The sequence below is a fragment of the Algoriphagus vanfongensis DSM 17529 genome, from assembly GCF_000429465.1.
Classification (GTDB): domain Bacteria; phylum Bacteroidota; class Bacteroidia; order Cytophagales; family Cyclobacteriaceae; genus Algoriphagus; species Algoriphagus vanfongensis.
This window is the reverse complement of sequence record NZ_AUBX01000014.1, coordinates 254,870-268,592: the sequence shown is the minus strand read 5'-3', so window position 1 is coordinate 268,592 and position 13,723 is coordinate 254,870. Positions and strand designations below refer to the sequence as shown.

Sequence of the window (13,723 nt, the reverse complement as noted above, 5' to 3'; positions counted from 1 at the left end):
GGTTTTATATATTATATCTAGAGCACAAAAAAGGAGCTGTTAGGCTCCTCTTTTGTGCGATTTATTGTTGTCTTACTCGACGACAAAAGTACCTTTCATCAGACCGTAGTGACCTGGAAAGCTACAAATGAATTCATACGTTCCAGGAGCGGGAGCCACGAACGTGATAGTGTCACTTTCTCCTCCTCCAATGAGTTTGGTATGAGCAATCACATCATCACCTTCTGGGATGTAGTCATTGTCCTTAGCTCTTGCTGCTTTGGAAGCAAAAGATTCTACAGAAACACCATCCTTCAATAGGACGAAATTATGTCCCATCACTTCCTTGCCCATAGAACCGACATGTGTCAAAGTCAGAGTCACTTCTGCTCCAGCAGCTACTTTCAGTTCTGTTTTGTCAAAACGCATCTGGTCATTGCCTTCCAGCGTCAAGGTCACTTGCGAGGTAGGAGCAGCTGGCTCTTCCACAGTGCTTTCAGGCTGAGTGGCTTCTTGTGCTGCTGTTGGGGTAGTTTGTTCTGTACTTTCGCTGACTTTTTCACCGCCGCAACTTGCCAATACTAGTCCGGCGACAGCCGCAATCATTAACTTTTTCATGGTTTGCTATGTTATTTAATTGTTTGTCTGATTCGAATAGATTCCCTTGAGGATTGGAGAAGCTAAATTAGAAAAGTCTATCCTAATTTTGGGCTTAGCCATTTCTCTTTTTGGAAACTCTATTTAAACCGGGTCTAAATTAAGCCCGAGAGCTTTCTGGAGCAAATTAAAGTGAGATTAAAGAAGTAAAGAAGGACTGGAAAAAGTTTAGAAATGAAGCTTGCAACTTTATTTGCCCTTCAAAATAAGCTGCTTATCTTTAGGCTCAGAAATATTTCTGATCTCGATCATAATAGAGGAATCAAGTGAATCCAACACCAAGAACATATGTACATCATTCCTACTATCATCTCCAATGATGGAATGGGAAGACTATGTTTTTGAAAAAAATATAAGAAAGGCCTATTCCATCTCGGAATAGGCCTTTTTGTTTTTAGTTCTGCAGCTTCTCTAGAAGCAGTAGATAAGTTAAAATTAAAAGTCCTGCTTCTGGAGAAGCAGGACAACTGAAACCCTTGGAGGTTGGGAGAAACAAACCCCGAAAGAGATGATTTATATATAAACCCAAATAGAAATGAGTGAAATGATGGAAAAACCAAAAAACTGGGTCTTTAGCGACCCGAGACTTCAGGATCTGAGGCAGGAGTATGCACAATACACACCTGAGGATTTTAAGGTTTGGAAGATCTTGTTCGAAAGACAAATGCCCAACCTTCCCAAAGCGGCTTCTCAAGCGTATTTGGATGGGATAGAGACGGTTGCCTTCAACGCAGATAAAATTGCCAATTTTGAGGAATTGAATCAGATTTTGGCGAAAACAACCGGCTGGGCAGTACAGGTTGTGCCAGGGTTGATCGATGATGATTTGTTTTTTGGCTTGCTCAACAACCGCCGCTTCCCATCTTCCACTTGGCTTCGCAAGATGTCCCAGCTGGATTATCTAGAGGAGCCGGACATGTTTCACGATGCTTTTGCACACATGCCCATGCTGACCAATCAGCCTTATGTGGATTTTCTGGAGAAGCTTTCAGGTATAGCTTTGAAGCATATTGAGGATCCTTGGGCGATCCAGTTGCTAAGCAGGATTTACTGGTTTACGATTGAGTTTGGCCTGATCAAAGAAAATGGAGAACTAAAAATATACGGTGCAGGCATATTAAGTTCGGCTGGAGAGACTAAATTCAGCCTTTCAAATGAGCCGGTGCATATTCCTTACGATGTGCGTAGGATTTTGAACCAAGAATACTGGAAAGATCGCTTCCAGGATAAATACTTCGTAATCGAGAGTTACGAGCAGCTTTACGAGTCGCTTCCTGAGATAGAGGCGGTGCTGGAGGAGATGTTGGGAAGTGGGAAGTAGGATGTTTGGAGGTAGGAGGAATGAGAGGGTAAATTGTGACATATGTAAAATAATCTGACCGGAGACAGGAGACGGAAGACCGAAATAGCGCACTTCCGTCCTCCGTCTTCTGATTTCCGTCTTCCAAAAATGAAAACAGCAGTCATTAAATACAATTCCGGGAATGTGCAGTCGGTGCTTTATGCCTTGGAAAGGCTTGGCGTGGATGCCGAACTCACGGATGATCCGGAGAAAATATTGTCCGCCGACAAGGTGATCTTTCCTGGACAGGGAGAGGCGAGTTCGGCCATGAGATACCTCAAGGCGCGAAAACTGGATCAGCTGATCAAGGAGATCAAGCAACCCTTTTTGGGTGTCTGTTTGGGCTTGCAGTTGCTCTGTGAGCATTCAGAAGAAAATGACACGGAGTGCTTGGGGATCTTTCCTGTGAAGGTGAAGAAGTTTATTCCTGAGAATACACAGGAGTTTAAAGTGCCTCATGTGGGCTGGAATGAACTGGAGAATTTGTCGGACAACCCGATTTTGAAGGATCTTCCCGCCAATCCCTTTGTGTATTATGTGCATTCCTATTTTGCTGAACTCAGCGAGATGACTATTGCTCAGACCCATTACATTCATGATTTCTCCGCGATGCTTCATCTGGACAATTACTATGCGATCCAAGCTCACCCGGAGAAAAGCGGGGAAGTGGGTGAGAAGCTTCTCAGTAATTTTCTTTCCATTTAAATAAATGAAAAGTATTTACGATTTCAGATTTACCATATACGAGGCTTTTATGAACTCTTAACCGACAAATATATTCAAGGGTCTTTTGTATAAATCTGAAAGCTGAAACTTTACAACCTTTAAACTTTACCACTTTCCAACCCAATTTTCCAATCTTTCAATTTTCTAATTTTCCAATCCAACCATGCAAATCATTCCAGCCATAGACCTTATCGGAGGTAAATGTGTCCGACTCAGTCAGGGCGACTACAGCAGCAAAAAAGAATACCATGACGATCCTTTGGAGATGGCTAAGCGCTTCGAAGGTGCAGGAATACAGCGCTTGCATCTGGTGGATCTGGATGGAGCCAAAGCCAAAAAGATTGTCAACGGAGCAGTTTTGGAGCGGATCTCCCAAGGAACGTCCCTGCACGTGGATTTTGGAGGAGGAATTCAGGCAGATGAGGAAATCGAAAAAGCTTTTCAGTTGGGCGCGAAACAGGTGACTGGAGGTAGTATTGCTGTGAAAAACAGAACTCTTTTTGAGTCTTGGATTAATAGCTATGGGACTGAAAAGATAATTTTGGGTGCGGATGCCAAAGACAGAAAAATAGCTGTGGGAGGCTGGGAAGAGACCACTTCTGTGGATTTGATTCCTTTTATCAAAGAGTATGTCAGTAAGGGAATCAGCTACGTGATCTGCACCGATGTGGCCAAAGACGGTCTGCTTCAAGGACCATCCACGGATCTGTATAAGGAGATATTGCAAGAAATCCCTGGTCTGAAACTGATCGCCAGCGGAGGTGTTTCTTCTGTGAAAGACTTGGAAGATTTGGAAAAGGCAGGTGTCTATGGAGCTATTGTTGGGAAGGCCTATTATGAAGGACGAGTGAGTTTGGAGGAATTGGCAGCTTTTGTCTAATTCAGAAAGCTAATGTCAAAAGTCTGAAACTTTTCAACTTTACCACCTTACCACTTTCCAACTTAATTTTCCAATCATTCAATTTTAAAATTTTCTAATTTAAAATGTTAACCAAGAGAATAATCCCTTGCCTAGATATCAAAGATGGGCGTACGGTCAAAGGAGTGAATTTTGTGGAGCTCCGAGATGCCGGCGATCCGGTGGAACTGGCAAAAATCTACTCAGACGAAGGTGCCGATGAATTGGTGTTTTTGGATATCACAGCCACGGTGGATAAGCGGAAGACTTTGGCGGAATTAGTGACCAAGGTGGCGAAGGCGATCAATATTCCTTTTACCGTAGGTGGCGGAATCTCTACCGTCGAAGATGTAAAAGTACTGCTCAATGCCGGGGCAGATAAGATTTCCATTAATTCTTCGGCGGTTAAAAACCCAGGTGTGATAGATGAAATGGCAGCGGAATTCGGATCCCAATGCATCGTAGTTGCCATCGATACCCGGGATGTGGATGGGAGAGACTATGTGCATACCCATGGCGGGAGGAAGCCTACTTTGCTCCAGACGCAAGCTTGGGCTCAGGAAGTTTGTGATCGGGGAGCGGGTGAAATCCTGCTGACCTCCATGGATCACGATGGCACGAAGGCTGGCTTTTCCAATGAGCTTCTCGCTGAAATTTCTTCAGCATTGTCCATTCCAGTCATCGCCTCAGGTGGAGCAGGAAGTATGGCTCATTTCCGGGATGTTTTTACCTTTGGCAAAGCAGATGCAGCTTTGGCTGCCAGTATTTTTCACTTTAAGGAAATAGGGATTCCTGATCTGAAAAGTTACTTGGGAAATGAGGGGATAAGTGTGAGAAAATAAAAAGACGCAAGTATCAAGATACAAGAGCCAAGAAGCTAGAGTCAAGAAAGAAATAAACAAAACCTTCGGGGTTTTGGAAACTCCAAAGGTTAAGAGATATGAACATAGATTTTGATAAAATGAACGGCCTGATTCCGGCGATAGTACAAGATGCATTGAGCGGAAAAGTACTGATGCAGGGCTATATGAACGAGGAGGCTTTGGCCAAAACCCAAGAAACGAAGATGGTCACCTTCTACAGTAGAAGTAAAAACCGACTTTGGACTAAAGGTGAGACCTCCGGCAATTATATGGAGTTGGTTTCCCTAGCTTCAGATTGTGATGGGGATTCTATTTTGATCCAGGCCAATCCAAGAGGACCGGTTTGCCACACAGGAGCAGATACCTGCTGGGATGAAAGCAATACTTCCAAAACAGGTTTTATCGATCAGCTGCGCGCCATTATCAAAGACCGAAAAAATAACCCCACCGATCAGTCTTATACCGCTTCCCTTTTTGCCAAAGGAATCAACAAAGTAGCGCAGAAAGTAGGCGAGGAAGCCGTGGAGATCGTGATCGAAGCCAAAGATGACAACAAGGAGCTTTTCATGGGCGAGGCCGCGGATTTGCTTTACCACTATTTGGTGCTTTTGGAAGCCAAAGGCTACGAACTGGATGAGGTGATGGAGGTGCTGATCGAGCGGCACAGGAAAAAGTAAATTCAATACAAAATCGGACGGAATCAAGGCTGTCCGATTTTTTTTGGCTAAATTTTAATGTCACTGGGTTTGTGATTTTTAGATCCAGAAAAGTGAAAACGAGTATTCTCAACCTGATTTTTATTCATTTATGAAAGGAAAATATTACGATATCCATGGGCCGGTTTTTATTCCTTCCGTAATTCTGGTGGTGCTTTTTATGGCTGTGACCATGATCGTGGGCGATCCCATGTTGGAGCTTTTTACAAGTTTCAAGGATTTCGTCACAGAGAAAACCGGATGGATTTTTATCCTCACTGTCAATGCATTTATCATTTTCTGCTTTTATCTGGGCTTTAGTAAATATGGAAATGTGCGCTTGGGAGGAAAGGACGCTCGCCCAGACTTTTCGACCTCGGCTTGGTTTGCGATGCTTTTCAGTGCGGGCATGGGGATTGGCTTGTTGTTTTACGGTGTGGCCGAACCGGTGTCTCACTATGGCAGACCTCCAGCTGCGGAGCCCTTTAGCATAGATGCGGCCCAGCACGCGATGAACTACACTTTTTTGCATTGGGGAATTCATGCTTGGGCGATTTATGCAGTGGTGGCGCTTTCTTTGGCCTTCTTTGCTTTTAATCGAAATATGCCACTGACAATCAGATCTGTGTTTTATCCGCTTTTAGGAGACAGAATACACGGCTGGATGGGCAATGTGATCGATATTTTTGCGGTTTTGGCCACCTTGTTTGGATTGGCTACCTCTCTCGGAGTCGGAGTGAGACAGGTAAGTGGAGGGCTGAGCCATGTGTTTGGCTTTCCCAATACAGGTTTGTATCAGGTTTTGCTGATTGCCGGGATCACGGGGATTGCGACGATTTCGGTGGTTTCTGGAGTCGATAAAGGAGTGAAGATTCTCAGTGAGTGGAACGTGCGGATCGCAGCGGTTTTGATGTTTTTTGTGCTCCTCGTCGGACCAACTTTATTTATTTTCAAATCTTTTGTCCAAAATATGGGCACCTATGTCAATGAGCTGATTGAGATCTCTACTTGGACCGAGGCTTTTATCAATGAAGGTTGGCAGGGAGACTGGACAGTCTTTTATTGGGCATGGTGGATCAGTTGGTCGCCCTTTGTGGGGATGTTTATTGCGCGGATTTCTAAAGGTCGGACGATCCGGGAATTTATCTTGGGAGTGCTGTTGGCTCCGAGTTTACTGACTTTTTTCTGGATGACTACCCTTGGTGGATCAGCGATTTTTCTGGATATGCAGCAGGCTGCTGCCACAGGATCGCATGAGTTTGCCCAGGCGATCATCGCGGATGAGACGACAGCTTTGTTCGTGTTTTTAGAAAAATTTCCCTTTCATCTTATCGGTTCGGTGCTCGGGATTTTATTGGTAGCGAGTTTCTTTGTTACCTCGGCGGATTCGGGTTCGTTGGTGATCGATAGCATTACTTCCGGAGGGAAACTGAACACGCCGATCCCCCAGCGTGTTTTTTGGGCAACTACGGAAGGAGCGGTAGCGGCTATTCTTCTTCTGGGAGGTGGCTTGACAGCCTTGCAGACGGCGACCATTACGACTGGTTTGCCGTTTTTGGTGATTCTCACGCTGATGTGTTATTCTCTGCTCAAGGGGGTGAAAAAAGAACATGCCCGAGACTCTCAACTCAAGCAGGAAGTCAGTCAAAAATCCTACACGGATCGTCTGACCAAAGTGATTCTGAAACAAATCGACAAAGACAAGAAATCATGAAAGCGCTGACCCACATTGGAATATTTCTGGATCTCAGTGAGACCGATGAGTTTTTGCTTCGCTATTTCAAAAAGCTCGATGATGTATTCGATTTTGCTTCCTTGACTTTGGTGCATTTCGTGGCTTTGGATCATCACTCGACAGAAGCTGAAATGTTGCAAAAGCAAATTCATCAGCCACTTGAGGATCTATTGGAGAAAGAAATTCAGGACTTGGTTGTTCAGGTTTTTGGTGAGAAAAAATCTTCTATTCATATCAAAATAGATACGGGAGGCAAACTGGATCAATTGGTCAGATGGGTAGATCAGCAACACTTCAATTTGATCGTTTTGGGAAAAAAAGAAGAGGAAAACGGAGGGGGAGCTTTTAGTAGCAAGGTGATCAGAATCACGGATTCCGAGAGCTTGCTGGTGCCGGAAGGAAGTCCAGCTGAGTTTGATAAAATGGTTTTGGCCTTGGATTTTTCTTCTTACTCAGATCGAGTGGTGCAGCGTGGGATTAATTTGTCATCGAGGCTTTCTTCAGAATTAAAGCCGATTTATGCCCTGCAGGCTGGCTTCCAATACTTCCCCTATTTCAGAGATGAGGAGGCTTTTCAAAAGGAACTGAAAAAGAAAATCCTTGCGAAATTTTTGAAACTTCAAAAGAAAACCGGCCTCACATCTGAACTGGAAATGCTACCAGACGCCGGCAATGCCATTGCCAAAACCATCATAGAATATACCTCCCAAGTAGACGCAAATCTGCTGATCGTAGGAAATAAGGGGAATTCGGATGAGGATGACCTACTTGTAGGTACTGTCACAGATCAGTTGATCAATTCCGATTTGAGTATTCCGATTTTGATTGTGAAAAAGGGCTATTAGGCTCTGGTTTGACCATTTCCCCGAATGATCCATTTGTAACTGGTGAGTTCTCGCAGTGCCATGGGGCCTCTGGCATGCAGTTTTTGAGTAGAAATGCCTATTTCTGCACCCAAGCCAAACTGTGCTCCATCGGTAAATGCTGTAGATGCGTTGACATAGACGGCAGCGGCATCCACTTCCAAGAGGAACTGTTCTATAGCTTCTTGATCCTCTGATATGATAGCTTCCGAGTGTCTAGATGAGTGCTCCGTGATATGTGCGATGGCTTCTTCGATGTTTAACACTGTTTTGATCGCCAGTTTAAGACTTAGAAACTCCGTCCCAAAATGTGAATCATCTGCTCTTGAAATCAATTCATTGGGCTCCAAGGCTTCGAAAGCAAGAGAGTCTGCATAGATTTTTACCCCAGAATCAATCATCGGCTGCATCAGGTCATTCAAGTCATTCAATCTATTCTGGTGAATAATCAGACAGTCCAGTGAATTGCAGACGGAGGGCCTTCGAGTCTTTGAATTATAAATAATAGCTTTTGCTTTTTCTAAATCTGCAGACTCATCCACGTAGGTGTGCACGATGCCAGCTCCAGTTTCGATGACTGGTACTTTTGCATTTTCTCTTACAAAATTGATCAAGCCTTGTGAGCCTCTAGGGATTATCACGTCTACAAAATCTACAGCTTCCAAAAGGGCTTTGGTGGCTGCTCTATCGGGAGGCAAAAGTTGAAATGCTTCTTGAGGGAGAGCATGGTTTTCTAGGGATTGATGAATCAATCGCATGATTGCACGATTGGAAAAATCCGCGTCGGAACCACCTTTGAGCAGGAGACCATTTCCGGATTTAATAGCCAGTGAAAAGACGTCAAAAGTCACATTGGGTCTTGCTTCGTAGATGATTCCGATGACGCCCAGTGGTACCGTCACTTTTTCCAGAAACAGCCCGTTTGGAAGCATTTTTTCCTCTAAGCGTATTTGTAAGGGGGAAGGTAATTTGCTGACTTGTCGCATTTCGGCAGCGATGCCTTCAATTCTTTCTGGAGTGAGTAGCAAGCGGTCATACATCGGGTTGGCTGGGTCCATCTTGTCCAGATCCTTTTGGTTTTCCTCAAGCAGAAAAGCTTGCTGGGACACCATCAAGTCAGCCAGATCAGCTAAGATTTCTTGAACTTTTTGATCTTTGATCCCGGCTAGTTTGCGGCTGGAATTTTTGACGGATTGGAATATTTCTGAAAAATCACTCATGCTCAAATAAATAAAGATAATCGTAATGTATAAGGGCTTTCTGCTTGTTGAGGCCTAGTTTTTCCCGGGCAGATTTCGATGAGTATTCTGCTCTGCCCAAACCGATTTTTTGACCCGAATCGTCCCGGATCAGCAAAATATCTCCTTTTGAAAATTCTCCTTCGATCCGTGTGATGCCGACTGGCAGAAGGCTCCGGATCACCTCGGAAGTGAGAATTTTCTTGGCTCCTTCGTTAATGAAAACTTCACCGATGTAGTAATGGGTTCCGTGTGCCAACCATTTTTTTGGAGCTTGCTTGGCACGTTGCGGTTCAAACCATGTACAGCGCAGTTTTTTTGCGCTAAAACTATCCAATACTCCTTCTTTCTTTCCATTTGCTATGATGACTTGGATGCCTAAGTTGGCAGACTTTTGGGCCATAGCATACTTGGTCAGCATTCCTCCACGCCCAAAGGAGGATTTGTTGGCAGAGATATAAGAGGAAACTTCTGGCATCTTGGCTTGCACTTTCGGGATCAGTTCAGACGATGGATCGTTTGGATTTCCGGTATAGATTCCGTCTACGTTCGTTAAGAGTAGCAGCGTGTCAGCATTGATCATCGCAGCGGTCAGGCCTGCGAGTTCATCATTGTCTGTAAACATCAGCTCGGTGATCGTGACGCTGTCATTTTCATTGATGATGGGAAGGATCTGCTGCTGTAGGAGGGCTTCGATACAGTTTTTCATATTTAGAAAATGCTTTCTGTCCCGGAAGTCCTCTTTGGTGACCAAGATCTGGGCGATGGGCTGATTCAGTTTCTCAAAAAAAGTCTGGTACTGGTTGATCAGACGAATCTGACCGGTGGAGGACCAAATTTGTTTTTTGAAGACTGGGTTGAGTTTGTCTGGCAGCGGAATAGTCTGCCGTCCAAATGCAACTGCCCCGGAACTGACCAGCACGACTTTCTTGCCAGCGTCCATGAGATTTTTGATCTGAGCCACCAAATGTTCCATTCGCTTCAAGTCAGGCAATCCTGAGTCTTGAGTCAGGACATTGGAGCCGATTTTGATGACGATGGTTTTTGAATCTAGCATTTTTGGAAAATTTGCATGAAAGTACAGGTTTTGCTAGGGATATGCCAAAAAGAAGAGAGGATTGTCGGTTATTCAGCAATTGTACCAAATAGATCGAGGAGCAGAGACGTATTTTGCCTTACAAAAGAGCCATGCTTAGGGTGCCTACGAGCATCAGTACTTTTGCCCAAGCGCTCAGTTGTGTGAAGTGCTCCCTCCGGTCTGCTTGATAGATTTTCCATAAAAACCAAAGAAAGGCAATTCCCAAGACAGCGAAGTAAATGAACAGTTCGGTCTTGTTGAGCCGCAAGGTGATGTAAAGGATCGAGTTGACAAAGAGCAGTGCGATGAGAAAGATTACTTGCTTGGTCTTTCGGAATCCAATCACGATTGGGAGTGTACGGCAGCCGTGTTTTCTGTCGCCGTTCCTATCCTCGATGTCTTTGATGATCTCGCGGATTAGATTGAGGAAGAAGGCGAAAATAGCATAGGTGAGCACTAAAAGCTCATTTTTTTGATAGTAAAAAGTGATGAGGTAGATCGAGAGTCCAGTTAGAAATGCCACAGTGAGATTTCCGATGAAAGGCTCTCGCTTGAGGCGATTGCTATACAGCCAGAGGAGAAAAGCCGCAGAGAAATTAACCAGCCCTATCCGCGGAGCGACCAAAACTCCTAGTGAGATACCCACAAGATTAAAGGTCGTATGAAGGACGATTACTACTCTTCGCTTGATTCCTTTGCCTACGATGACTTCATTGGGTCGATTCACATAGTCGATTTTGACATCATAGTAGTCATTGATCATATAGCCTGCCGCAGTGATTAGCAGCGTGGCTGTGATGAGCAGGTATAGTCTATAATCCTCCATGACGGGGACTCCATCACTGGTGTTTTTCACCAGACAAAAGGCCGTCATCAATTGGGAAAAGCCCACCAGAGCCAAATTGATCGGTCTGCTGATCCGGAATAGTCCACGAATGGAGATAGTTTGCTCTTTGACTAATGGGCTCATGGACCAAAAATAAGGTAAAACTCCGTTAATCCGTTGAATTGGGTTGGAGGAGCATTGGTAAAATCGTTTCCGTAAAAGAATTCGCTGCTTTTTTACAGAAATTCTTATCTTCCTACAGTTCAATCCATTAAACCCAGAATAAATTATGACCAATTCGACTTTTCAGTCCCGAAGGGATTTTATTGCCAAATCCGGTAGTCTCCTTGCGGGAAGTTTTTTTATCCACCCCATTGCACAAGCCCTGGATCTTCATGATAAACCAGCAAAAATGCGAATAGCCCTAGTAGGTACTGGCGTTCGTGGCTGCTCCATGTTTGGAAAATCTGTGCTGGAAACCTACGGCGATCTGGTCGAGTTTGTAGGACTTAGTGATAAGAATCCCGGACGGCTCGCTTACGGAAAAAAATATATCGGAGCAGACTGTCCGACCTACGTTGACTTTGATCAGATGCTGGCAGAGACACAGCCTGATGCTCTCATTGTGACGACTATGGATAGTACCCACCATGAATTTATCATCAAAGGACTTCAGGCTGGAATCAATGTCATCTCCGAAAAGCCCATGACAACGGATGAGTTTAAGTGTCAGGCGATATTGGATGCTGAGCGCGAATCCAGCAAAAAACTCATCGTGACTTTCAATTACCGCTATTCTCCACATCGACAGAGGCTTTATGAGTTGCTACGAGCTGGAGAAATCGGAGACTTGACCTCAGTGGATTTCCATTGGTATCTAGACATTCATCATGGAGCAGACTATTTCCGAAGATGGCATAGAAGGAAGGAGTTTGGGGGCTCGCTTTTGGTACATAAATCTACACATCATTTTGACTTGCTCAATTGGTGGATAGATTCAGATCCAGAAGAGGTGTATGCATTTGGGGAGTTAGAGTTTTATGGGAAAAAGGGGCCATACAGACATACCACTTGTAGAGGGTGTCCTCATGCAGGCGAATGTGATTTTTTTTGGGATATCACCAAAAGCCAGCATTTGGTCAATCTCTATACTGAAAATGAAGAGTATGATGGCTATCATCGGGATGGATGTGTATTTAGAGATGATGTCGATATCTATGATAAAATGGCCGTGCAGATCAAGTATAAAAACAAAGTGCAGGTCAGCTATTCCCTGACTACCTATTCGCCCTATGAAGGCTATCGTATTGCCTTCAATGGAACGAAAGGAAGATTGGAAGCTTGGATCAAGGAGAGACAGCCTTGGGAAGAAGCCTCGGCAGATGAGATTCACTTGACCAAGAATTTCGGAGAAAGAGAGATTATCACCATTCCGCATGGCGGTGGTGGACACGGTGGAGGAGATACCCGTCTGAAGGATAAGGTCTTCAAAGATCCTTCAATGGCTGATCCGTGGAGACAGTCTGCTGGAAGTCGAGACGGGGCCATGTCTATTTTGATCGGAGTAGCTGCCCGAAACTCCATCGAGCAATCCAAGCCGATCAAAATACAGGATTTGACGGATATAGAGTTGAAAGAAACAGGACGAGGAGCTTGATGAACTCCTAATTGAATAAGGCACAAGTAGAGATACTTGTGCTTTTTTGTTTCTGAAGTAAATGAGATGGTTTCTACTTTTATTTTAGAAATTCCACAGAAGCTTGTCTACTTCTGTTGACTTCGAGCTTGAGTACATCTGGTCGTGAATAATGACCTACGAGGTCAAAATTTTGCCTTTCTTCTAAGATTTTTTGAAAATCTAGGCTTTCTATGAGGAGTCCTTCTACATGTGCTGTTGGTTCTATGACCCAATTTCCATCTGGACCGGCAATACAGCTTCCACCATCTGCCAAGACTTCCGGACAATCTTTCAATATAAGATCCAAGTGGGGAGTGTTTGGAGGAAAGTCTGATTTTCTCATCAGACTGGAAACAGAAATCACATAAGACCTACTCTCATGAGCGATCATGCGAGTGATATTTTCGGTGTTTCTCACGGCTCCAGGCCAAACAGCTATGTGAACATTTTCTCCCAATCCGTATAGAGCCGTTCGGGCCATTGGCATCCAGTTTTCCCAGCAGTTCAAACCTCCAAGAGTGAATCCGTTTAATGGATGGGTCTGTAGTCCATTTCCATCACCGGGGGACCAGACGAGCCTTTCGTCGTAAGTTGGTTGGAGTTTGCGGTGGACAGACTTGATTTCTCCTTTTTGATCAATATATACCAAGGAGCAATAAAGGCTATGTCCTCCTCTATCAGATGGCCGCTCTATGATTCCGAGGTATACAGCGATGCTATTGTCTTTGGCTATTTTTTGGATTTCTGATAAATCACCGCGCTCGATTTGGATTGCATTGCTGGCATAGTGGGCAAAGATTTCCTTTTGAATTTGATTGTCCCAAGCAGCGGAATGAGTGATGGATAGCCACCAAGGGTATCCTGGGACCAATCCCTCTCCGAATACAACCAAATCACAGCCTTGGCTGGCTGCTTCCAAAATATTTGTTTTTACTTTCTCAAGAGTTTTTTTCTTGTCTAGCCAGACAGGTGAGATTTGAGCTAAAGCTACTTGAAGTTGAAACGCTTTCATGTTGAAAAAATAGCTTTCGAAGAAGTAATATCCTAGAAAATAACTGGGAGAGGGCCATGATGTGGTCTGTTTATAAACGGGTTTTCATTTTCATACAGGAAAAAAAAGAACGACTCCAGCGAGAGTCGTTCTT

General features: G+C 44.3%; 13 protein-coding genes. 8 read left to right on the top strand and 5 right to left on the bottom strand.

Features of this window, described 5'->3' with window-relative positions:
* Window positions 1–72 precede the first annotated feature (72 nt).
* Window positions 73–597 (bottom strand): azurin, encoded by a 525-nt coding sequence (gene azu, locus G460_RS0112360; protein WP_026955644.1) that lies wholly within the window; start codon window positions 595–597, stop codon window positions 73–75.
* A 583-nt stretch (window positions 598–1,180) separates the two neighbouring features.
* Between azu and G460_RS0112350 the strand changes: the two genes are divergently transcribed.
* From G460_RS0112350 to G460_RS0112320, 7 genes are all read left to right on the top strand, one after another.
* Entirely contained in the window at window positions 1,181–1,957 is a 777-nt protein-coding gene (locus tag G460_RS0112350; protein ID WP_026955643.1) for a phenylalanine 4-monooxygenase, read from the top strand.
* 129 nt (window positions 1,958–2,086) lie between these two features.
* Window positions 2,087–2,683: an imidazole glycerol phosphate synthase subunit HisH gene (gene hisH, locus G460_RS0112345; protein WP_026955642.1), complete on the top strand. Its 597-nt coding sequence runs from the start codon at window positions 2,087–2,089 to the stop codon at window positions 2,681–2,683.
* A gap of 184 nt (window positions 2,684–2,867) precedes the next feature.
* Entirely contained in the window at window positions 2,868–3,584 is a 717-nt protein-coding gene (hisA, locus tag G460_RS0112340) for a 1-(5-phosphoribosyl)-5-[(5-phosphoribosylamino)methylideneamino]imidazole-4-carboxamide isomerase (protein WP_026955641.1), read from the top strand.
* A gap of 104 nt (window positions 3,585–3,688) precedes the next feature.
* The gene (hisF, locus tag G460_RS0112335) at window positions 3,689–4,444 is read left to right on the top strand and encodes an imidazole glycerol phosphate synthase subunit HisF (RefSeq protein WP_026955640.1); all 756 of its coding nucleotides are present in this window, start codon (window positions 3,689–3,691) and stop codon (window positions 4,442–4,444) included.
* Window positions 4,445–4,542: 98 nt separating this feature from the next.
* Window positions 4,543–5,142, top strand: coding sequence for a bifunctional phosphoribosyl-AMP cyclohydrolase/phosphoribosyl-ATP diphosphatase HisIE (hisIE, locus tag G460_RS0112330; RefSeq protein ID WP_026955639.1), 600 nt, complete (start codon window positions 4,543–4,545; stop codon window positions 5,140–5,142).
* Between the two features lie 130 nt (window positions 5,143–5,272).
* Entirely contained in the window at window positions 5,273–6,874 is a 1,602-nt protein-coding gene (locus G460_RS0112325; protein ID WP_026955638.1) for a BCCT family transporter, read from the top strand.
* Window positions 6,871–7,740: a universal stress protein gene (locus G460_RS0112320; RefSeq protein WP_026955637.1), complete on the top strand. Its 870-nt coding sequence runs from the start codon at window positions 6,871–6,873 to the stop codon at window positions 7,738–7,740. The genes G460_RS0112325 and G460_RS0112320 overlap by 4 nt, the downstream gene beginning before the upstream one ends.
* Here the strand turns inward: G460_RS0112320 and G460_RS0112315 are convergent.
* From G460_RS0112315 to G460_RS0112305, 3 genes are all read right to left on the bottom strand, one after another.
* On the bottom strand, window positions 7,737–8,978 hold the full coding sequence (locus tag G460_RS0112315) for a glutamate-5-semialdehyde dehydrogenase (protein WP_026955636.1): 1,242 nt from the start codon (window positions 8,976–8,978) through the stop codon (window positions 7,737–7,739). The two genes, G460_RS0112320 and G460_RS0112315, sit on opposite strands and share 4 nt — an antisense overlap.
* Window positions 8,971–10,053: a glutamate 5-kinase gene (proB, locus tag G460_RS0112310; RefSeq protein WP_026955635.1), complete on the bottom strand. Its 1,083-nt coding sequence runs from the start codon at window positions 10,051–10,053 to the stop codon at window positions 8,971–8,973. The genes G460_RS0112315 and proB overlap by 8 nt, the downstream gene beginning before the upstream one ends.
* Before the next feature lie 118 nt (window positions 10,054–10,171).
* A complete protein-coding gene (locus G460_RS0112305) occupies window positions 10,172–11,044 on the bottom strand; it encodes a geranylgeranylglycerol-phosphate geranylgeranyltransferase (protein WP_026955634.1) in 873 nt (290 codons plus the stop codon).
* Between the two features lie 145 nt (window positions 11,045–11,189).
* Here G460_RS0112305 and G460_RS0112300 point away from each other — a divergent pair, with 145 nt between their 5' ends.
* The gene (locus G460_RS0112300; protein ID WP_026955633.1) at window positions 11,190–12,557 is read left to right on the top strand and encodes a Gfo/Idh/MocA family protein; all 1,368 of its coding nucleotides are present in this window, start codon (window positions 11,190–11,192) and stop codon (window positions 12,555–12,557) included.
* Window positions 12,558–12,636: 79 nt separating this feature from the next.
* On the opposite strand, the gene G460_RS0112295 is transcribed toward G460_RS0112300, so the two are convergent.
* Window positions 12,637–13,590, bottom strand: a complete 954-nt coding sequence (locus G460_RS0112295; protein ID WP_026955632.1) for a carbon-nitrogen hydrolase family protein — start codon at window positions 13,588–13,590, stop codon at window positions 12,637–12,639.
* Between the last annotated feature and the right edge of the window lie 133 nt (window positions 13,591–13,723).

Excerpts from the sequence above, each read along its gene's own strand:
- hisH (WP_026955642.1), top strand. The coding sequence starts at position 2,087 with ATGAAAACAGCAGTCATTAAATACAATTCCGGGAATGTGCAGTCGGTG.
- G460_RS0112315 (WP_026955636.1), bottom strand. The coding sequence starts at position 8,978 with ATGAGTGATTTTTCAGAAATATTCCAATCCGTCAAAAATTCCAGCCGC.
- azu (WP_026955644.1), bottom strand. The coding sequence starts at position 597 with ATGAAAAAGTTAATGATTGCGGCTGTCGCCGGACTAGTATTGGCAAGT.
- proB (WP_026955635.1), bottom strand. The coding sequence starts at position 10,053 with ATGCTAGATTCAAAAACCATCGTCATCAAAATCGGCTCCAATGTCCTG.
- hisF (WP_026955640.1), top strand. The coding sequence starts at position 3,689 with ATGTTAACCAAGAGAATAATCCCTTGCCTAGATATCAAAGATGGGCGT.
- hisIE (WP_026955639.1), top strand. The coding sequence starts at position 4,543 with ATGAACATAGATTTTGATAAAATGAACGGCCTGATTCCGGCGATAGTA.
- G460_RS0112325 (WP_026955638.1), top strand. The coding sequence starts at position 5,273 with ATGAAAGGAAAATATTACGATATCCATGGGCCGGTTTTTATTCCTTCC.
- G460_RS0112305 (WP_026955634.1), bottom strand. The coding sequence starts at position 11,044 with ATGAGCCCATTAGTCAAAGAGCAAACTATCTCCATTCGTGGACTATTC.
- G460_RS0112320 (WP_026955637.1), top strand. The coding sequence starts at position 6,871 with ATGAAAGCGCTGACCCACATTGGAATATTTCTGGATCTCAGTGAGACC.
- G460_RS0112300 (WP_026955633.1), top strand. The coding sequence starts at position 11,190 with ATGACCAATTCGACTTTTCAGTCCCGAAGGGATTTTATTGCCAAATCC.
- G460_RS0112350 (WP_026955643.1), top strand. The coding sequence starts at position 1,181 with ATGATGGAAAAACCAAAAAACTGGGTCTTTAGCGACCCGAGACTTCAG.
- hisA (WP_026955641.1), top strand. The coding sequence starts at position 2,868 with ATGCAAATCATTCCAGCCATAGACCTTATCGGAGGTAAATGTGTCCGA.
- G460_RS0112295 (WP_026955632.1), bottom strand. The coding sequence starts at position 13,590 with ATGAAAGCGTTTCAACTTCAAGTAGCTTTAGCTCAAATCTCACCTGTC.